Origin of the sequence: Sphaerotilus microaerophilus (assembly GCF_023734135.1) — a bacterium.
Lineage (GTDB): Bacteria > Pseudomonadota > Gammaproteobacteria > Burkholderiales > Burkholderiaceae_C > Sphaerotilus > Sphaerotilus microaerophilus.
The window spans coordinates 491,130-510,475 of record NZ_AP025730.1; the positions used below are offsets into that span (position 1 = coordinate 491,130).

Annotated in this window: 16 protein-coding genes; 9 read left to right on the plus strand and 7 right to left on the minus strand. The window is 73.3% G+C overall.

Going from position 1 to position 19,346, the window contains the following annotated elements; genetic code table 11:
• Positions 1-3 precede the first annotated feature (3 nt).
• Both NGK70_RS02255 and NGK70_RS02260 read right to left on the minus strand, forming a co-directional pair.
• Entirely contained in the window at positions 4-981 is a 978-nt protein-coding gene (locus tag NGK70_RS02255; protein WP_251971764.1) for a response regulator transcription factor, read from the minus strand.
• On the minus strand, positions 974-2,284 hold the full coding sequence (locus tag NGK70_RS02260) for an ATP-binding protein (RefSeq protein ID WP_251971765.1): 1,311 nt from the start codon (positions 2,282-2,284) through the stop codon (positions 974-976). The genes NGK70_RS02255 and NGK70_RS02260 overlap by 8 nt, the downstream gene beginning before the upstream one ends.
• A 197-nt stretch (positions 2,285-2,481) precedes the next feature.
• Here NGK70_RS02260 and NGK70_RS02265 point away from each other — a divergent pair, with 197 nt between their 5' ends.
• Positions 2,482-4,026: a S1C family serine protease gene (locus NGK70_RS02265; protein ID WP_251971766.1), complete on the plus strand. Its 1,545-nt coding sequence runs from the start codon at positions 2,482-2,484 to the stop codon at positions 4,024-4,026.
• Between the two features lie 33 nt (positions 4,027-4,059).
• On the opposite strand, the gene NGK70_RS02270 is transcribed toward NGK70_RS02265, so the two are convergent.
• Positions 4,060-5,616 (minus strand): alkaline phosphatase D family protein, encoded by a 1,557-nt coding sequence (locus NGK70_RS02270; protein ID WP_251971767.1) that lies wholly within the window; start codon positions 5,614-5,616, stop codon positions 4,060-4,062.
• A gap of 253 nt (positions 5,617-5,869) precedes the next feature.
• On the opposite strand from NGK70_RS02270, the gene NGK70_RS02275 reads away from it, so the two are divergent.
• From NGK70_RS02275 to NGK70_RS02290, 4 genes are all read left to right on the plus strand, one after another.
• A complete protein-coding gene (locus NGK70_RS02275; RefSeq protein ID WP_251971768.1) occupies positions 5,870-6,436 on the plus strand; it encodes a pyridoxamine 5'-phosphate oxidase family protein in 567 nt (188 codons plus the stop codon).
• A 135-nt stretch (positions 6,437-6,571) separates the two neighbouring features.
• Positions 6,572-7,057 carry a DUF3429 domain-containing protein gene (locus tag NGK70_RS02280; protein ID WP_310742572.1) on the plus strand — a complete coding sequence of 162 codons (486 nt, stop codon included), beginning with the start codon at positions 6,572-6,574 and terminating at the stop codon, positions 7,055-7,057.
• 58 nt (positions 7,058-7,115) lie between these two features.
• Positions 7,116-9,011, plus strand: a complete 1,896-nt coding sequence (locus NGK70_RS02285; protein ID WP_251971769.1) for a M61 family metallopeptidase — start codon at positions 7,116-7,118, stop codon at positions 9,009-9,011.
• On the plus strand, positions 8,987-10,267 hold the full coding sequence (locus NGK70_RS02290) for a DUF3108 domain-containing protein (RefSeq protein WP_251971770.1): 1,281 nt from the start codon (positions 8,987-8,989) through the stop codon (positions 10,265-10,267). The genes NGK70_RS02285 and NGK70_RS02290 overlap by 25 nt, the downstream gene beginning before the upstream one ends.
• 31 nt (positions 10,268-10,298) lie before the next feature.
• On the opposite strand, the gene NGK70_RS02295 is transcribed toward NGK70_RS02290, so the two are convergent.
• Entirely contained in the window at positions 10,299-11,279 is a 981-nt protein-coding gene (locus NGK70_RS02295) for a recombination-associated protein RdgC (protein WP_251971771.1), read from the minus strand.
• 73 nt (positions 11,280-11,352) lie between these two features.
• Here NGK70_RS02295 and NGK70_RS02300 point away from each other — a divergent pair, with 73 nt between their 5' ends.
• The 3 genes from NGK70_RS02300 to NGK70_RS02310 all read left to right on the plus strand — a co-directional run bounded on the left by NGK70_RS02300 (position 11,353) and on the right by NGK70_RS02310 (position 14,567).
• The gene (locus tag NGK70_RS02300; protein WP_251971772.1) at positions 11,353-12,915 is read left to right on the plus strand and encodes a thymidine phosphorylase family protein; all 1,563 of its coding nucleotides are present in this window, start codon (positions 11,353-11,355) and stop codon (positions 12,913-12,915) included.
• A 172-nt stretch (positions 12,916-13,087) separates the two neighbouring features.
• Positions 13,088-14,038, plus strand: a complete 951-nt coding sequence (locus NGK70_RS02305; RefSeq protein ID WP_251971773.1) for a ribose-phosphate diphosphokinase — start codon at positions 13,088-13,090, stop codon at positions 14,036-14,038.
• Positions 14,031-14,567 carry a GNAT family N-acetyltransferase gene (locus tag NGK70_RS02310; RefSeq protein ID WP_251971774.1) on the plus strand — a complete coding sequence of 179 codons (537 nt, stop codon included), beginning with the start codon at positions 14,031-14,033 and terminating at the stop codon, positions 14,565-14,567. The genes NGK70_RS02305 and NGK70_RS02310 overlap by 8 nt, the downstream gene beginning before the upstream one ends.
• Here the strand turns inward: NGK70_RS02310 and NGK70_RS02315 are convergent.
• Both NGK70_RS02315 and NGK70_RS02320 read right to left on the minus strand, forming a co-directional pair.
• Positions 14,564-16,264: a bifunctional aminoglycoside phosphotransferase/ATP-binding protein gene (locus NGK70_RS02315; RefSeq protein ID WP_251971775.1), complete on the minus strand. Its 1,701-nt coding sequence runs from the start codon at positions 16,262-16,264 to the stop codon at positions 14,564-14,566. The genes NGK70_RS02310 and NGK70_RS02315 overlap by 4 nt on opposite strands.
• A 28-nt stretch (positions 16,265-16,292) precedes the next feature.
• Positions 16,293-16,892 carry a DUF3617 domain-containing protein gene (locus tag NGK70_RS02320; protein ID WP_251971776.1) on the minus strand — a complete coding sequence of 200 codons (600 nt, stop codon included), beginning with the start codon at positions 16,890-16,892 and terminating at the stop codon, positions 16,293-16,295.
• A gap of 103 nt (positions 16,893-16,995) precedes the next feature.
• On the opposite strand from NGK70_RS02320, the gene NGK70_RS02325 reads away from it, so the two are divergent.
• Positions 16,996-18,399 (plus strand): amidase, encoded by a 1,404-nt coding sequence (locus NGK70_RS02325; protein WP_251971777.1) that lies wholly within the window; start codon positions 16,996-16,998, stop codon positions 18,397-18,399.
• Between the two features lie 13 nt (positions 18,400-18,412).
• Here the strand turns inward: NGK70_RS02325 and NGK70_RS02330 are convergent, their stop codons facing one another.
• Positions 18,413-19,312: a TIGR01777 family oxidoreductase gene (locus tag NGK70_RS02330; protein WP_251971778.1), complete on the minus strand. Its 900-nt coding sequence runs from the start codon at positions 19,310-19,312 to the stop codon at positions 18,413-18,415.
• Positions 19,313-19,346: the final 34 nt, after the last annotated feature.

Below are 19,346 nucleotides of genomic sequence, written 5' to 3' on the forward strand. Positions count from 1 at the left end.
TGATCAGCCGTCGCCCGGCGGGTCTGGATCGCCCGGATCTGCCGGATGGCGCTGATCGAGCCAGGCCAGCCAGCGCCGCAGCTGCGCCACCGAGCGCGCCTGCAGCAGCGCCAGCGCGTCGTCCAGGGCCTCCTGCACACGGGGGCGCCAGCGGCGCTCGCGGTCGGCCTCGTCGTGCCAGCCGAGCTGGCGGGCGATCTGCACGTCACTGCGCCCGGCCAGCGCCGCCTCCAGCAGCGACTGCTGGAGCGGGCTGAGCAGCGCCCGGCGGGCGCGCAGCTCGCGCCGCGCCAGGTCGACCAGGTCGCTGGCACCCTGCGCGTCGATCAGTGGCTTGAGCTCCTCCACCAGCGCCTGCGGCGTGCGCCGCTCGCCCAGCACCTTGCGCAGGCCGCTGGCGCGCTGCAGCTCGACCACGCCTTCCTCCTTGCACAGCTCGCGGGCGATGCCGTAGTTGGTCTGCCCGCGCAGCACGCGTGACAGCACCTCGCGCTCCGCGGGGGTCAGCTCGGCCACGACGATCTGCAGCAGGCGGCGCTCCTGCTCGGCGCGCTCGCGCAGCAGGGGCTCGCGCGCCATCGCCCGGCCGATGGCGGCACGCAGCTCGGCCGGCGCGGTCTGCTTGGCGTAGAAGTCCACGTCGGCGCGCCGCGTCACCTGCGACACCGCCAGGCGCACGTCGTGGCCGTGCGGGCCGGTCAGGAAGATCACCGGCATCGGGCAGCGCAGCGCCAGCAGGCGGTCAAAGATCTGCAGCCCGCTGGCCGCACCGGGCGGCTCGAAGTCGATGTCCAGCGTGATGATGCCGCGCCAGCCCCAGCGGTAGGCGTCGAAGAAGGCCTCGCCGCTCGGGTGGCCCCGGGCCTCCAGGCCGTGCGCCTGCAGGCTGTAGACCAGGCCGTCGCGGAAGTCGGCGTAGTCGTCCAGCACATGCACCATGGGCTGGCAGGCCGGGTCGCTTGGGCGGGCGGATTCAGTCATCGGCCTGCAGTGGTGCGGAGCGCCGATGCAGCGGCAGGCGCACCCGCAGGGTGGTGCCCTGTGACGCGCCATCGGTGGCGCTGTCGGCAATGTCGAGCTGCCCGCCCAGCTCCTCCACCCAGTGGCGGCAGATGTACAGGCCCCAGCCGGTGCCGCCGGCCCGGGTGGTGAAGCCCTGCTCGAACACGCGCGCGTGCAGTACGGGCGGGATGCCGTGGCCGCGGTCGCGCACCCGCAGCTCGACTGCATCGGCTCCTTCGCAGGGCGCGCCTTCGATCGTGAGCAGCCGCTGCGCTGCAGGGGTGTCGGCCATGGCCGCGATGCCGTTGGCGATCAGGTTGCCCAGCACCTCGCCCAGCGCGAGGCGGTCGGCCAGCACGGTCGGCAGTTCGGGTGGCAGGTTCTGTTCGAGCCGGACGGCGTGCGCAGCGGCCAGGCCGGCCTGGTGCGCCAGGGCGTCGGCCACCACCTCCTGCAGCGCCAGCCGCTCCCAGGCCACCTCGGCGCGCAGCCAGGGGCGGAAGCGCTCCACGATGGCCTGCATGTCGGCGGCGGCCCGAGCGGCCAGCCGCGCGCCGTCGGCCAGCCGGTCGGGGCGGCCCTGCTGCAGCCAGGCCTGCATGCCGTCGCAGGCGCTGCTGCAGGCCGCTGCGTGGTTGGAGATCTTGTGCAGCAGCTCGCCAGCGCGTTCGCCCAGCAGGTGCACGGCGGACTGGCGGCGCAGCAGCTCGTTCATCGCCTCGATGCGGCGCTGGTCCTCGACCTCGCGGCTGACGTCGCTGCTGGCCACGATCCAGCCGTCGCCGCGGCCCAGAGCGCGCACCTGCACGCGGGCCTGCCAGCGCGAGCCGTCCGGGCGCTCGTACTCGACCACGCGGCTCTGCGTTGGCGCGTGTCCGGTCAGCAGCGCCTGCCGTTCCGCGGCATGGGCCTCGCGCTGCGGCGCCGGCCAGTAGGGCAGCGGCGCGCGCAGGCCGAGCAGGGCCTCGCGCGGCCAGCCCGAGAGGGCGCAGAAAGCCCGGTTGACCCAGGTGAGCACGCCGTCGCGGTCGATCACCAGCAGGCCCATGTCGACCGACTCCTCGATGTCCTGCCGGAATGCGACCTCCTGGGCCAGCGACCGGGCATCGGCCTGGCGGGCCGCCGCTTCGCGCTGCAGCTCGGCGTCCTTGCGCTGCAGTGCGTCGATCTGCGCCTGCAGGCGCTGGCGGTCCCCCCGGTGCAGCCGGCCCAGCAGGTAGGCCAGTGCCATGCCGCCGAGCAACAGGGGCGCTAGGGGGTCGTTCGGCCAGATCGGGCTCATGCGGGTCGGTTGGTTTTCTCATTTTAGTGAGCCCCCTGCGCACGCCGGGCGGCGGTGTTGTGCCGTATGGGGCGGCCCATATGGAGCGGCAACGGCCGTCGCAGGACGATCAACCGCAACGGCCCGCCACGCACGGCAACGTCCCCGCAGCGAGCCGACCCGTCGATTCCACCCCTTGCCCGGCCCCGGAGGAACCCATGCCCGCCCTGCACCGCCCACTCGCCCTCAGCCTGCTGAGCTCCCTGTTGCTGCTCACCGCCTGCGGCGGCGGTGGGGACAGCGGCGGCGGCGCGACCACGCCGCCGCCCAGCGACACCAGCAAGTCCACCTACAAGCGGCCGGATGGCACGCTCTACTCGGCCGACGCGACGCTGCGCGTGGAGGAGATCAAGGTCGATGCGCGTGCCTCGACCGTGTTCATCCGCACCCAGGGTACGGAGTACAAGCCGAACGGCCTGGCGGTGGTCGAGGACCCGAATGGCTCGCGCGGCAGCGGCTTCATCTATGACAGCGCTGGGCGCATCGTCACCAACGCCCACGTCGTGACCGGCCAGGGCAGCATCATGGTGACCATCCCGGGCCGCGATCGCCCGGTGGCCGCCGAGCTGGTGGCCATCGCCGAGTGCGAGGACCTGGCCGCCTTGAAGCTGGTGTCTGGCAGCCCCTACCCCGCGCTGCCGTGGTCGGTGAGCACGCCGAAGATCTCGATGAAAGTCGGCCTGGCCGGCTACCCGGCCGACGTGAATGCCACCGACCAGAGCGCGCCCTACACCCTGACGGAGGGCACGATCAACACCGACGTGCTGTTCCGCAATACCTACTGGTCGTCGGCCGACGCCTTCTATCACACCGCCACCAGCTACGGCGGCAACTCGGGTGGGCCGCTGATCGAGCTCGACAGCGGTACCGTGGTCGGCGTGCACTACGCGAGCGGCGCCGACAACCGCTACCTTGCCCTGTCGTCCACCACCGCCAAGGAGATCGTCACCGAGCTGATGGCCGGTCGCGACGTGCTGGCGCTGGGCTTCTCGGGCGAGATGTACTACCGCTTTGCCGATGGCTCCGGCACTGTGCTGGGCTACGGGCTGTGGGGCCAGCGGCCCAGCGGCTCGGTGGCCAGCAAGGATGTGCCGATCGGCGTGTGGGTGCGCGGCTTGGCCGCGGGCGGCAAGGCCAAGAAGGCCGGCGTGATGCCGGGCGACGTCATCACCGCGATCGCCGGGGTGCGGCTGGACGGCGATGGCAACGACACCACGATGGCCACCTACTGCAACACCATGCGCAGCCAGAACCCCAACTCGGGCCGCGCGATGGACATCGAGGTCAAGCGCCTCAAGGCCGGCGGCGTGGTCTGCAGCGGCGAGATCAACGGCCGGGTGCTCGGCCTCAAGGGCACGCCCTCGCAGGCCTGCCCGGAGACGTCTGCGGTGCAGACCGGCAATTACCAGGGCTCGGTGGACTACCCGCTCTCCCATGCGCTGTCGCTGCAACTCTTGGACGGCAGGATCAGCGGCACGGCCGACTGGGGCGATGCCAGGGGCACGTTGCAGGGCACGGTCAGCGGCGACGGAGCCGTCAGCTTCGTGCAGAGCGTGGCCTATGCGGGAGTCACCTACAAGTTCACCTACACGGGCACGCGCAACGCCACCACGGGTGTGATGTCGGGTCAGATGCAGGCCAGCGAGGGCAACTACCCCTACACCGACCCGGTGTACTGGAGTGCCTCGCCGACGGCGAACTGACCCAGGCGAAGCCTGGATTGCCGAATCGGTCGGTCAGATGCGCTGGATGACCGGCCGGCTGGCCTCGACGGCAAACCGGGCCGCGGTGCGGATGCTGCTGGCGGGGTCGTTGGGGTCCAGCACGCTGCGCACCTCGGCGCGCAGCAGGTGGGGTTCGAGGCGGAAGCTGAGGTAGCCGCGCTCGTCGGCGCGGCCGTAGCGCGTCAACGGGTACATCTCCAGCAGCGCGTCGGTGCGCGACTGCGCCCAGCCGTGACTGGAGATCGAGGTGCCGCAGAACTCGGTGGCCACGCGCGGCGAGCCGGCCGCCAGGGGATCGGCCTTGAGCTCGCTGACGTAGGTGGCGTGCACGTCGCCGCTGAGCACCACGCAGCCGTTGATGCGGCGGTCCAGCACGGTCTGCAGCAGGCGCTGGCGGGCGTGGGCGTAGCCGTCCCAGCCATCGGTCCAGACCTGGGCGCGCTCGGGGTCGAAACGGTCCTGCGCCACCGCGCGCGACATCAGCGTGGGCTGGGCCAGCAGGTTCCAGCGCTGCGCGGGGTTCCAGGATTCGGCCAGCCACTGCTCCTGCGCCATGCCCAGCAGGCTGCGGCGCGGGTCTTCCAGCTCGGCGCATTCGGCCTGGCGCACGGTGGTGGAGCCCCCGCGGCCGGGCTTGGCGCAGGCCTGCGGGTCGCGGTACTGGCGCCCGTCCAGGCAGATCAGCCGGGCCAGCCGGCCCCAGTCGAAGCGGGTGTGGATGCGCATGTGCTCGCCGCGCGGCGCCGCCGACTTCGGGAAGGGCAGGAACTCCCAATAGGCCTGGTAGGCGGCGGCGCGCTGGGCGGCGAAGTCCGGCTGCAGGTGCTGGCCGCGCAGGCCGGCGTAGTCGTTCTCGACCTCGTGGTCGTCCCAGATCATCATCCAGGGCGCGATCGCATGGGCGGCCTGCAGGGCGGGGTCGGTCTTGTAGAGCGCGTGGCGGGCGCGGTAGTCCGCCAGCGTGCGGCAGCTGCGCCCCTCGGGCAGGGCGTTGTGGGCGCGCACGCGACCCGGCGCCGCGGCGCTCTCGTAGATGTAGTCGCCGAGGAAGATGATCAGGTCGGGCGCCTCCTGCACCACGTGGCGCCAGGCGGCCCAGTGGCCGTGGTCCCAGCGCTGGCAGGAGGCGGTGACGAAGTGCAGTGGCGCCATCTCGTCGGCCGCCGGTGCAGTGCGGGTGCGGCCCACCGGGCTGCGCTGGCCCGCCGCGGTGAAGCGGTACCAGTACCAGCGCCCCGGCGCGAGTTCGCCCGGTTCGGCGTGCACGCTGTGCGACCAGGATGCCTCGGCCCATTCGCTGCCACGGGCGACCACGTTGCGGAAGCCCTCGTCGGCGGCCAGCTCCCACTGCACCTCGACCTGCGCCGGCAGGGCGCTGCCGGTCAGCATGGTCCAGAGCACCAGCCGGTCCGGCATGGGCTGGCCGGAGGCCACCCCGTAGGCGAATCGGGGCTGGCTGTCCTGCGGCGGCTGGGGCAGCGGTGCGCAGCCGGTGAGCAGCGTGCCCAGGCCGAGCCCCAGGCCCAGCAGCTCGCGGCGTTGACGGGAATCGGGGAGGTTCGCAGGCATGGTGGGAGAACGTGGAGAGGTGATGGGCTGGCGCGGACGCGAGGTTACAGCCTCGTAACGTGGACGGGCAATCCGCGCTATCGGTCTGGCCGGGGCTGGCTGCTGGAAATTGACGCCGATGAAGATTGGGCGCGCACAAGGGCCTCTGGTTCTCGCAAACCCCGCCGTTCGTCGCGCCGCGCCCGGTGTACTTTTCACCTTCGCGGCGCTGCGCCTCAGTCGGATGAGGCAGGGCGCGGTGCGGGAGAGGACGATGCTGGAGCAAGTAAGGGTAGCGCAGCGGCTGACGAGCCTCGACGACATCGAGGAGGCGCTCTGGCAGGAGCTGGGGCATTGCGTGCACGAGCGTGATCACGACTGGCGCCGCTGCGTGCTGGCCAGCAGCGGCGAGCAGGGCGCCGATGCCCGCCTCGTGGTGCTGCGCGAGGTCGACCGCGAGGCACGCGAGCTCATGATCTACACCGACACCCGCTCGCCCAAGGTGGCGCAGTTGCAGCGTGACCGGCGCGCCACGCTGGTGTGCTGGTCGGCCGCGCTGGGCTGGCAGCTGCGCCTGCGCGGCGAGGTCGAGGTGGCCTGCGACGGCCTGCAGGTGACCTCGCGCTGGGCCACCATCAAGCACCGCCCGGCGGCTCAGGACTACCTCTCGCCGCTGGCGCCGGGCAGCGAGTGGGTGGCCGGCGGCAAGGTGGACCACCCGCGCGAGCACTTCGGCGTGATGACGCTGCAGGTGCAGTCGGTCGACTGGCTGGAGGTGCATGCGCTCGGCCACCGCCGGGCGATGTTCGACGCGCGCGGCCGGCGCTGGCTGGCGCCTTGAGCGCCCGCGAGCCGGCCTGCGATCTGGCCCGCACCCGGCGTGCGCTGTGGTCGAGGCGCTGCGCCTGCAGCCCGGGCGTGCAGCGGCGACAATCGCCACCGCCGTCCGCTCTTCCTCGCTCGCCGCGAGTCCGCCGTGTCCGCCCATCCCCCGCTGCCCTCCCTCGATACCCCCCGCCACCCCGGGCGCCAGCCGATGGCGCCACCCAACCCGGTCGCCCTGCGGCTGGGCTACCTGGGGCTGCTGCCCTTCGTCCTGGGGGCGCTGCTGTCGCTGATCGTGCGCGAGGACGCCCACCCCTATGTCGTGCTGGCGCTGGCGGGCTACGCGGCGGTGGTGATCTCCTTCCTCGGCGGCATCCACTGGGGCCTGGGCATGCGCGGGGCCGTGCCCTCGCCCACGCCCTTCGGCTGGTCGGTGGTGCCCGCGCTGCTGGCCTGGGTGGCGGTGGTGATGCCGGCCTATGCCGGCCTGGTGATCGACGGCCTGGTGTTGATCGCCTGCTACCTGGTGGACCGCCGGACCTACCCGGCGCACGGCCTGTCGCCCTGGCTGACGCTGCGCTTCCGCCTCACGGTGGTGGCAGTGCTGAGCTGCTTCCTGGGTGCCGCGCGCACCTGAGCCGCCACGTACGTCGCTCCGTACGCCGCCCTGCCCACCCCCACCCGGAGAAGACCCGATGGCCACCCGCCGCCGAACCCGTGCCGCCTCCGTCGCCGCGCCCGCCGCTGCGTCGGCGCCGGTGCACTACGAGGTTGATCTCTCCGACCGCAACGGCCACCACTTCGACGTCACCCTGACGCTGGCCGCACCGCAGGCCATGCAGCTCGTCAGCCTGCCGGTGTGGATCCCCGGCAGCTACCTGGTGCGCGAGTTCTCGCGGCACCTCAGCGGGCTGGTGGCGACCCAGGCCGGCCGGGCCTGCACCGTGCAGCAGATCGACAAGTGCCGCTGGCAGGTGCACTGCGCCGGGCCGGAGGCGGGCGCGCTGCAGCTGCGCTACCGCGTCTACGCCTTCGACCGCTCGGTGCGCACCGCCTGGCTGGACAGCCAGCGCGGCTTCTTCAACGGCACCAGCGTCTGCCTGAGCTGCGCCGGGCACGAGGCCGGCCCGCACGGCCTGACGCTCGCCGGTCTGCCGGCGGGCTGGGACGTGGCCTCCGGGCTGGCGGGGGACTTGGCGGGCGGCTGGCAGGCGCCGGACTACGCCACGCTGATCGACCACCCCTTCGAGCTGGGCGCCTTCTGGCGGGGCAGCTTCGAGGCGGGCGGCGTGTCGCACGAGTTCGTCGTGGCCGGGGTGCCGCCAGGCTTCGACGGGGAGCGGCTGCTGGCGGACACGCAGCGCATCTGCGAGGCGCAGATCCGCTTCTGGCACGGCGAGCCCGGGGATGCCGGGCAGACGCGCCCCGGCTTCGACCGCTACGTCTTCATGCTCAGCGCGGTGGACGACGGCTATGGCGGCCTGGAGCACCGCAACAGCACCGCGTTGATCTGCAACCGCCGCGACCTGCCGCGCCGGCCCGTGGCGCCACCGCCCGATGGCCGGCCTGCCGCCGCGAGCGATGGCTATGTGACCCTGCTCGGCCTGATCAGCCACGAGTACTTCCACACCTGGAACGTCAAGCGCCTGTGCCCGGCCGAGTTCGCGCCGCATGACCTGAGCGGCGAGCACTACACCGAGCTGCTCTGGTTCTTCGAGGGCTTCACCAGCTACTACGACGACCTGTTCCTCGTGCGCAGTGGCCTGATCGACGCGGCACGCTACCTCAAGCTGCTGGCCAAGACCGCCAACCAGGTGCTGGGCAGCCCGGGGCGGGCCGTGCAGTCGGTGGCGCAGGCCAGCTTCGATGCCTGGATCAAGTACTACCGCCCGGACGAGAACAGCGCCAACGCCACGGTGAGCTACTACACCAAGGGCGCGCTGGTGGCGCTGGCGCTGGACCTGACGCTGCGCAGCGAGGGCCGCGGCACGCTCGACGCCGTGATGCAGCGCCTGTGGCGCGAGGCCTGCGCGCGCAGCGTCGCGGCGGGCAGCGCCCCCGAGCAGGGCGGGCCGATCAGCGAGGCCCACATCGCCGCCGCGCTGCAGGCGGTGGGCCGGCGTGACTTCGCCCCCGAACTGGCTGTCTGGGTGCACGGCACCGGCGATCTGCCGCTGGAGCGCCTGCTCGCCTCGGCGGCGGTGGGCTGGAGCCGCGAGGCACCCACCCTGGCCCAGCGCCTGGGCGCGCGCACCAGCGACGGCCCCGCCGGGCCGACCGTGCTGGCGGTGCTGAGCGGCGGCGTGGCCGAGCGGGCCGGCCTGGCCGCGGGAGACGAGCTGCTGGCGCTGGACGGCTGGCGGCTGGGCAAGATCGACGACCTGACGCTCTACGGCGCCTTCGACCCCGCTGGCACCCGGACGCTGCCGCTGCTGGTCAGTCGCGACCGGCGTGTGCTGGCGCTCGAACTGCCCGCTGGTGCCTCCAGTGCGGCCGCTGCCGAAGGCGCGGTGGCGCTGGTGGTTCAGCCCAAGGCCGGCGCGGCCGAGCGCCGCCGCCGCGAGGCATGGCTGGGCACCCCGCCCGCCTGACGCCGCCGGGGTGGCGGCGCGCCGGGCGGGTGGCGCTGCTGGTCACGCTGGCGCTGCACGCCCTGGTCGGGCAGCAAGTCGGCGAGCTGATCGCGCCGATCGATCCCGCCGCGCCGCCGCTGCAGCGCATCCAGGCCGCCTACACCCGCAGCGTGGCCCAGGCCGAGCCGCCTGCCCCCGCGGCTGCGGCCAGGCCGGTGGTCACCGCACCCACGCGCCCACGCCCCGGTGCGGCACAGGCCCGCGCACTGACCGCCGAGCAGATCGCCGCGGAACAGGCCGCGCTGCGTGAACGCGCCCTCGCCGCGGTCCAGGCGGCATCGGCCGGCCCGCGTCCGGCCGAGGTGGTCGCACCGGCTCCCCCGGCGTCGGGCGTCGCGGTGGCCGCTCCTGCTTCAGCACCCGTTTCTGCAGCCGTTTCTGCGGCCGTTTCTGCGGCCGTTTCTGCGGCCGCCGCCCCTGCAACCTCTGCTGCCGCCGCCAGCGGCCCGGCCTCATCGGCCTCGGCCGTTGCCACGGCCGCGTCGGTATCGGTGTCGGCGTCCGCATCGGGTGTGGCGGCCTTGGCTGCCGGCACGCCGATGATCAGCGAGGGCCGGCCCTGGCCTGTCTCGACCCGGCTGAGCTACGCCCTGCACGGCTGGTACAACGGCGACGTCTACGGCCAGGCCCAGGTCGAGTGGCTGCGCGAGGGCTGGCGTTACCAGGTGTACCTGGACGTGGCCGTGGGGCCGCGGCTGGCGCCGCTGATGACCCGGCGCATGACCAGCGAGGGCCGCATCACCGAGCGCGGCCTGGTGCCGCAGCGCTACCTGCAGGTCACCCAGCAGATCATCGGGCGCACGCGTACCGCGCGCATCGGCTTCGAGGACAGCGAGATCCTGCTCGACAAGGGCAACCGCGTGCCCCAGCAGGCCGACGTGCAGGACACCGCCAGCCAGTTCATCCAGATGATCTACCTCTTCACCGCCCAGCCGGCGCTGCAGGAGGTCGGGCGCAGCATCGAGTTCCCGCTGGCGATGCCGCACCGGGTGGACCGCTGGACCTACGACGTGGGGCGCCGCGAGCCGATCACCACCCCGGTGGGCGTGCTGGAGGCCTTCCACGTCAAGCCGCGGCGGGCGGCGAGCAAGGGCGACCTGAGCGTGGAGGTCTGGTATGCGCCGCGCCTGCAGCTGCTGCCGGTGCGCATCCTGATCCGCCAGGACGAGAACACCTGGGTTGACCTGCAACTGGAGAAGGCTCCAGAGCAGTGACCCCCGCGCGGCGGCGGGGCGGTGTGTTCGTTCAGAACGGCGGGCCGTCGTCGGCCAGCGTGGGCAGGGGGCTGGCTGTGGCGCCGCCTTCGACCGGTGCTGCGCTGCCGGGCAGCTGCTCGCCGCCCAGCGCGTCGATCAGGTCCGGCAGCAGTCGGCCCAACTCGCCGGTGGTGATGGCCGCATCGGCATCGAATTCGTCCTCGCCCTTCGGCGCGCCCTGGCTCTCGAACACGCCGTCGAGAAAGTCCAGCTTCTTGAGCGTGCCGGCCTCGGTGAGCACGAAGGACACCCGCCCGCCCCAGGTCAGCGCCAGCCGCGTGGGCCGCTTGCCCTGTGCGATGTGCGCGCGCACCTCCTCGATGTCCAGCGGGTGGCGGGCATAGCGCACCACCGATTTCATTTCGTCGGCGGACTTCAGCTCGCACTCGCGGTCCACTGAGAACACCACCGGCGGCTCGCCGCTCACCAGCCAGTCGGACATCACCTGCGCCGGGGACTGCGCGGTGTGCAGCGGCGCCAGCGCCAGGCCGTCCAGCGTGCGCACCAGCAGGCTGAGCGCCTCGTCGGCCGCCTTGGCGCTGCCGGCGTCCACACAGAGCAGGCGCTGCTCCAGGTCCAGCCAGAGCTGCAGGGCCGACTGCCGGGTGAAGGCCATCGGCAGCAGCTCCAGCGTGGCCTGGTCCTTCAGCTCGCCGCGCTCCTTCTTGCCCGGCTTGCGCCCGGTGGCCTGCTCGATCTGCGCGGCCATTTCCTCGACGCGGCGCTTGACCACCGAGGCCGGCAGCATCTTGCGCTCCACCATCAGCCGCAGCAGCCAGTGCCGGCCGCCGTCGACGCTCTCCACGTAGGTGCTGTGCGCCTGCCCGCGCGGCGGCACCCAGCCCATCGACTGCGGCTGGCTGGCACCGCAGGGCACGAAGGCGGCCTTGGCCAGCTCGGCATCCAGCCCCGCCAGCGGCGGCGGCGTCCACTCGGGGGCGATGCGAAAGACGATCAGGTTCTTGAACATGGCGCCATTGTCCATGCCCCGGGCCCTCGTCTGCGTCAACCCCGGCCTGGCTTGACGGGCGCAGAATCGGCGTATGAACAGTGCCCTGGACGCCCACGACCTGCACATCCGCCGCGTCGGCATCGACACCTGGCGCGAGAACGTCGCCTATCTGCACCGCGACTGCGAGGTGGTGCGCGCCACCGGCTTCCAGGCGCTGGCCAAGGTGCAGGTGCGCGCCAACGGCCAGACCATCAGCGCGGTGCTGAACGTGGTGGACGACGAGCGCATCGTCTCCGCCTGCGAGCTGGGCCTGTCGGAGGACGCCTTTGCCCGCCTGAACGTGCCGGAGGGGCATTCGGCGCGCGTCGCACCGGCCGAGCCGGCCGAGTCCATCCCGGCGTTGCACCGCAAGATCGCCGGGGAGCGGCTCGACCGCGAGGACCTGCACGCCATCATCCGCGACGTGGCGGCGGCGCGTTACTCCAAGATCGAGCTGGCCGCCTTCGTGGTGGCCACCAACGGCTACGACCTGGACCGCGACGAGGTGCTGCACCTCACCGAGGCGATGATCGAGGCCGGCCGCCGGCTCGACTGGCACCAGGCGGTGCGCGGCGGCCCGGTGGTCGACAAGCACTGCATCGGCGGCATCCCGGGCAACCGCACCTCGATGCTGGTGGTGCCCATCGTCACCGCGCACGGCATGCTCTGCCCCAAGACCAGTTCGCGCGCCATCACCTCGCCGGCCGGCACCGCGGACACCATGGAGGTGCTGGCCGACGTGGAGCTGCCCTTCGAGCGGCTGCGCCAGATCGTGCGCGACACCAACGGCTGCCTCGCCTGGGGCGGCACGGCCGACCTCTCGCCGGCCGACGACATCCTGATCTCGGTCGAGCGCCCGCTGGCGATTGACTCGCCCGGCCAGATGGTCGCCTCGATCCTGAGCAAGAAGATCGCCGCCGGCTCCACCCACCTGGTGCTCGACATCCCCGTCGGCCCCACCGCCAAGGTGCGCTCGATGCCCGCGGCGCAGCGCCTGCGCAAGCTCTTCGAGTACGTCGCCGACCGCCTGCACCTGCAGCTCGACGTGATGATCACCGATGGCAGCCAGCCCATCGGCCGCGGCATCGGCCCGGTGCTGGAGGCGCGCGACGTGATGCAGGTGCTGCGCAACGACCCCGCCGCCCCCAGCGACCTGCGCGACAAGGCGCTGCGCTTGGCCGGGCGCATCATCGAGTTCGACCCCGACGTGCGTGGCGGCGACGGCTGGCGCATCGCCCGCGACATCCTCGAATCCGGTCGCGCGCTGGTGCAGATGGAGGCCCTCATCGACGCCCAGGGCCGGCGGCAGCAGCCCCCACCGCTGGGCGAGCTGACGCACGAGGTGCTCGCGCCCGCCGATGGCGTGGTCGGCGAGATCGACAACCTGCACCTGGCCCGCATCGCCCGCCTGGCCGGCGCGCCGCAGGTCAGCGGGGCCGGCGTGGACCTGCTCGCCAAGCTGGGTGACGCGGTGCGCACCGGCCAGCCGCTCTACCGCATCCATGCCTGCTACGCCGCCGACCTGACCTTCGCCCGCACGGCCGCCGAGCGCGACGGTGGCTACCGGGTGGCAGCCCAGGCCACCGTCGCCCCTGCTGCGACCGCCGCCGCATGATGCCCGCCCGCCCTGAACCGGCGAAAGCGCACACGGCAGGCCGGGCCGGGCGGGGCTGTGGGCGGGATCGACCTGCACCGCGCGCCATACTGCCGCCGCATTGGCCCCGCCCGCTTTTCCGGTGCCGCTCGCCCGGCGCCCCTCTGCGATGACCGTATCGACCGCTCCCGCCATGCCCAGCCTGCCCGCCTCAACCGCTGTGCCCGCCGCGCCCGCCACCGCGGCGCCGATCACCGCCGTGCTGGCCTTCGAGGATGAGCGGGCGCAGGGGGCGGCCCTGGCCGAGGCGCTGGGCGTGCCCTGCCGGTTGATTGTGCGGCACCGCTTCCCGGACGGCGAGCTCAAGCTCACCCTGCCCACGCCGCTGTCTGGCAGCGTCGTGCTGCTGCGCAGCCTGCACCAGCCCAACGAGAAGCTGGTCGAGCTGCTCATCACCGCCCCTGCCGCCCGTGCCCAGGGCGCCGAGCGCGTCCTGCTGGCCAGCCCCTACCTGGCGTACATGCGCCAGGACATCGAATTCACACCCGGCGAGGCCGTCAGCCAGCGCCACATCGCCCGGTTGCTGGCGCAGCACTTCGACGCCGTCGTCACCGTCGACCCGCACCTGCATCGCATCGCCTCGCTGGACGAGGTGATGCCGCCGCCCTGCCGCGGCGTCGCGCTGACGGCCGCCCCCCTGTTGGGCGAGTTCATCGCGCGCCAGCATGCGCACGACCAGCTGCCGCCGCTGCTGCTCGGCCCGGATGAAGAGTCCGCCCAGTGGGTGGCCGAGGCCGCCCGCGCCCGCGGCCTGCCCCACGCCTGGTGCGTCAAGAACCGCCGCGGCGACCGCGACGTGCACGTCACCCTGCCCGACGGCCTTGATCTGGCCGCCCGCGCCGTGGTGCTGATCGACGACATGGCCAGCACTGGCCGCACCCTGATCGAAGCCGCCCGCCTGTGCTTTGCCGCCGGCGCCGACACGGTGGACGTCGCCGTGACCCACGCCCTCTTCGTCGGTGACGCCATGGACGCCCTGCGCGCCAGCGGCGTGCGCCGCGTCTGGAGCAGCGACTGCGTGCCGCACCCGAGCAACGCGGTGTCGGTGGCGGGGATGCTGGCGGAGGCGTTGCGGGGTGTGTGAGACGCGGACGCTGCATCACCCGCTCTGCGATCTGGAGCCCCTCTCGGTCGACCACGCCGCCGAGATGTTCCCGGTCCTGAGCGACCCGGCCATCTACGAGTATGAAAATGCCCCGCCTGCGTCCGAGGCCGCCCTGGCGGCGCGCTACGCACGGCAGGTCGTGGGCCACTCGCCGGACGGGCGAGAACGCTGGCTGAACTGGGTGATCCGCCGGAGGACGGGCGAACTCGCCGGCTACGTGCAGGCCACGCTGCATCCCGACGGCTCGGCCTACATTGGCTACGAGCTGGCCAGCCGCCACTGGCGCCAGGGCCTCGGCAGCGCCGCCGTCGCCACCCTGATCGGCGAGCTCATCGCCCACCAGGGGGTGACTCGCTGTGTGGCGGTGCTCAAGGCCCGCAATGCGCGCTCCCTGGGGTTGCTGCACAAGCTCGGGTTCCGTCCCGGATCACCCGCCGATCGAACGGCCTGGGCCGTGGATGACGACGAACTGATCCTGATCCAGCCCGCGCCGTCCCGCCCGGCCTAGGCCTGCGGGCCTGGCGTGCAGTGGGCGCTTGCCCAGTTGGTGCAGCGCGCTGCCAGGACCTCGCGCGGCGCCTGCGTGTCGATGACTTCGGCACGGCAGCCCGCCAGGCCCGCCAGTTCAGCGGCGTCGAACGGTTCCCGGACCCGCTGCTGAAACTCCAGCACCGCCACCCCCGCATCCGACGCATCGCGGCCTTCCTTCTCCCGGCGGGCGATGCGCTCGCGCAGCACCGGGTCGGGGGCACGGCATTCGAGCAGGTGCCCGGGCACGCCCGCCTGGGCGGCGACGGCCATCAGCGCACGGCGTTCGTGTGCGTGCAGGCAGGCGGCATCGACCACCACGGCCCAGCCGTCGGCCAGGGCCTGGGTGGCGGTGGCCTGCAGGTGGGCGTAGGTGCGCTCGGTGGCTTCGCGGCCGTAGAGCGTGGCGGCGGGGAGCTGGCCAGGGCCCTCGCCGGGGCGGTCGGTGGGCGCCAGGCCGTACAGGCGCTTGCGCTCCACGTCCGAGCGCAGCCAGACGGCGCCGAGCCCTTCGGCGATCTGGCGTGCCGCGGTGCTCTTGCCGGAACCGGAGAGGCCCCAGGTGACGACCAGCCGCGGCGTGGGCGCGGCGGCCAGCCGCTCGGCCAGCGCCAGGCCCTGCGCCGCCGCGGCGTGTTCGGCGCAGCGCAGCTCGTCGGGCACGTCCGGCTCGGCGGCGTGGATCCAGGCCACCTTGACGCGCACCAGCGCGCGGTAGGCGGCCTGCCAGCGCAGCAGGCCGAGTGCGTCGAAGTCACCGGTGAGCTCCAGCCAGCGCGTCAGCAGGCGCTGCGCCAGCGCCGGCTGGCCGTGGGCGAGCAGGTCCATCCAGGGGAAGGCGAGTTCGGCCGCCACGTCGATCCAGCGCAGCTCGGGGTTGAACTCCAGCGCGTCGAAGGCCACCGGCTCCCCGTCGCGATCGTCCCCGATGAGGACCCAGTTGGCCAGGTGGGCGTCGCCGTGGCATTCGCGCACCCGGCCGGCGGCGTGGCGCCGCGCCATGAGCGGGGTGAGCGCGGCGGCGCGCTCTTCGCTCCAGCGGGCCAGGGCGGCGATGCGCTGGCGCTCGGACTCGGTCGGGGCCAGCCGGGTGACGGCCGCCAGGTTGTCGCGCACCCAGCGCAGCGTCACCTCGGGCCGTCCCGTGGCCGTGTCCGTCGCATCGGCCGCGGTCAGCGTGGCGTGGAAGGCCACCAGCCGCTCGGCCAGCCGCTCCACCACCTCGGCGGTCAGCTCGCCCCGGTCGGCCAGGTGCGCCAGCAGGCGCGAGTCGTCGAAGCGGCGCATGTGCAGCACCCAGTCGAGCGTGCCGGGCGGGGCTGCTGCGCCGACGGCGAGGGCCGGGCCAAATGTGGGCGCTTCCGCAGGGCCGATCACCGGGTGCACGCCCAGGTACAGCGCGGGCGCGGTGCGGCGGTTCAGGCGCAGCTCCTCCTCGCAGAAGTGGCGCCGTGCCTCGGCACTGGCGAAGTCGAGGAAGCCGAGCGCGAGCGGCTTCTTCAGCTTCCAGGCGTCATCGCCCGCCAGCAACACGCTGGAGATGTGCGTGTCGATGCGGCGGGGCAGCTCACCACCGCCGTGGTCGGTGTCCAGCTGCTGCGCCAGTGCCTCGATCAGCGCATCGATCAGCGCGTGGTGCTCCGCCAGCGCCTGTGCGCCCACCGGATCGGGCTGCACGACTCCGCTCGGCACGGCCTTGCCCGGCTCAGCGGGCGCGCGGCTTCAGGTCGCCGCAGTCGGCACCGAGCCAGGTGGAGCTGTTCTCCACGTTCACCGTCTCGCTGCGCCCGCCGACCACGGTGCGCACGACGGTGCGCCCACTTGCCGAGGTGGCGCTGGTGAGGGTGTACTCGCCTTCGCCGCTCATGGGCGGCTCGGTGCGGCAGCTGAAGGTGTAGCGGAACACCTTGCCGCTGCGCTGGCCCTGCTGGGTGCAGCCCTCCTGCGCCTGGGGCAGCTCCTCGCGCTCGGCCTGCTCCTTGGTCACGCACACGCGCACCGTGTTGCCCTGCGGGCCCAGGGCGACGCCGCGGCCCTTCATCATGGCCTCCATCTGCGCGCGCTGCTCGGGCGGCAGGTTCTGCATCTGCTGCTGGGCCATTGCCATCGCGCTGGCCAGGTCACCGCCGCCACCACCACCGGCCGCGCCCCCGCCCTGGACGCGGGCCGAGATTTCCCACAGGCCGGGTTTCATCTTGCCGCTGGCCTGGGCGTGTGCGTCCCAGGCGGACCAGGCACCGACCACGACGAGGGCACCCAGGGCAAACCAGCGCTTGACGCTGCAGGGGGTGAGTTCGAAAGCCATCGCAAACCTCCTTGTCCGACGCGGCGCAACCCACACCGCAGGACGATGTTAGGCCCGGGCTGCCTATCATCGCGATGACCCGTGTCACGCCATGTAAGCCGCCATGCCCGCCGTACCCTTCTCTACGCTTGCCGACCTGCGCCGCCGCCTGGACCAGGGCGAGCTCACCCACGAGGCCCTGGTGCAGGCCGCCCTGGAACGCGCTGCCAGCCCCGCCGCGGCGCAGGTCTTCACGCGGCTGTATGCCGACGCCGCACTGGCCGCGGCCCGCCACGCCGATGCGGCGCAGGCGGCCGGCGTGCGGCTGGGCCTGCTGGCCGGGCTGCCGGTGACGATCAAGGACCTCTACGACGTGGCCGGCGAAACCACCCTGGCCGGCTCGGTGATCCGCCTGGGCGCCACTCCCGCGGAGGCCGATGCACCCGCGGTGCAGCGCCTTCGCGCAGCCGGTGCGGCCATCCTCGGCAAGACGGCGATGACCGAGTTCGCCTTCTCGGGCGTCGGCATCAACCCGCACCACGGCACGCCGGCCAACCCCGCCTGGCCGGGCGCGGGGCTGCCCGGGGTGGCGCCGCGCATCCCGGGCGGCTCGTCCTCCGGCGCGGCGGTGTCGGTGGCGCTGGGCATCGCGGTGGTGGCGCTGGGCTCGGACACCGGCGGCTCGATCCGCATCCCCGCCGCGCTCTGCGGGCTGGTCGGCTTCAAGAGCACGCAGGCCCGCACGCCGCGCACGGGCACCTTCGAGCTGGCGCGCTCGCTGGACACCGTCTGCGCCATGACCCGCAGCGTGGCCGACGGCATCGCCGTGGACGCGGGAATCGCCGACGCGCCGCTGGCCGTCGAGCCCCGCCCGCTGGACGGCGTGCGCCTGGCGCTGCCCGGCACGCTGATGCTCGATGCGCTGGAGCCCGCGGTGGCCGTGGCCTTCGAGCGGGCGCTGACGGCACTGTCGGCCGCGGGCGCGCGCATCATCGAGCTGCCGCTGACCGAACTGGGCGAGATCGGCACGTTGAACGCACCCGGCGGCTTCTCGGCGGTGGAGGCCTTCGCGGTGCACAGCGCGTACTTCGCGGCCGAGCGCCACCGCTTCGACCCCCGCGTGGCGCAGCGCATCGCGCTGGGCGAGCCGGTGACCGCAGCGCAGTACATCGCGCTGCAGGACCGGCGGCACGACTGGATCGGGCGGACGGGCCGCGCGCTGGCCGGCTTCGACGCCATCGTCAGCCCGACCGTGCCGATCCTGGCGCCCGAGATCGCCGCGCTCGAGGCCAGCGACGAAGCCAGCGACCAGGCTTTTTTCCGCGCCAACGGCCTGCTGCTGCGCAACACCTTCGTCGCCAACTACCTGGACGGCTGCGCGTTCAGCCTGCCCTGCCAGGCCCCGGGTGAGGCACCGGTGGGGCTGATGTTGACCGCGCCGGGCGGCCATGACGCGCGGCTCGCCGGGGTGGCGCTGGCGGTGGAGGCGGCGCTGAAAGCGGTACTGGAGCCGGCCCGCGCTGCCTGACCAGCCCAGCCGATCAGCCCAGCAGATCCTGCAGCGCGCCGCCCAGCGCCGGGTGGCGGAAGTGGAAGCCGCGCGCCTGCGCATGCGCCGGCAGCACGCGCTGGCCGCCAAGCAGCAACGGGGCCATCTCGCCGGCCGCCAGCTTCAGCACCCAGGCCGGTGCAGCCAGGAAGGCCGGGCGGTGCAGCGCGCGGGCGAGCTGGGCGGTGAACTCGGCGTTCGTTACCGGCTGCGGCGCGGTGAGGTTGAAGGCGCCGCTGGCCTGCGGGTCGGCCAGCAGGTGCAGCAGCAGGGCGTGCCAGTCGTCCTCGTGGATCCAGCTCATCCACTGGCGGCCGTCGCCCAGGCGGGCGCCCAGCCCGAGCGAAAACGGCAGCCGCATGCGCGCCAGCAGGCCGCCATCGCGCGCCAGCACCAGGCCGGTGCGCAGCCAGCACAGCCGCAGCCCCAGGCCCTGAACGGGCCGGGCGGCGGCCTCCCAGTCGGCGCAGAGCCGGGCGGCAAAGTCGGCGGCGGGCGGCGCGGCCTCGGTGAAGACGCGTTCGCCGCCATCGCCGTAGACGCCCACCGCCGAGCCACTGAGCAGCACCGCCGGCCGCCGGTGGGCTGCGGCGATACGCTGCACCAGCTGCTCGGTCAGCGCGATGCGGCTGTCACGCAGCCGGGCCTTGCGCGCCGCCGTCCAGCGTGCGTCGGCGATCGGCTCGCCGGCCAGGTTGACCACCGCGTCGAAGTGGCGTTCCGGCGTCCAGGCGGCGAGATCGTTCCAGACCTCCACGTCCCTGCCGCAGAGGGCGCGCACCCGCTCTGCCGGCTGGCGGCTGAGCACGGTGACGCGGTGGCCGGTCTGCTGCAGCGTGGTGCACAGTGGCCGGCCGAGGGTGCCGGTGGCGCCGGTGATGAGGAGGTGCATGGCGGCGGGCTCTTGCCTCTTGCTCAAGGGACGA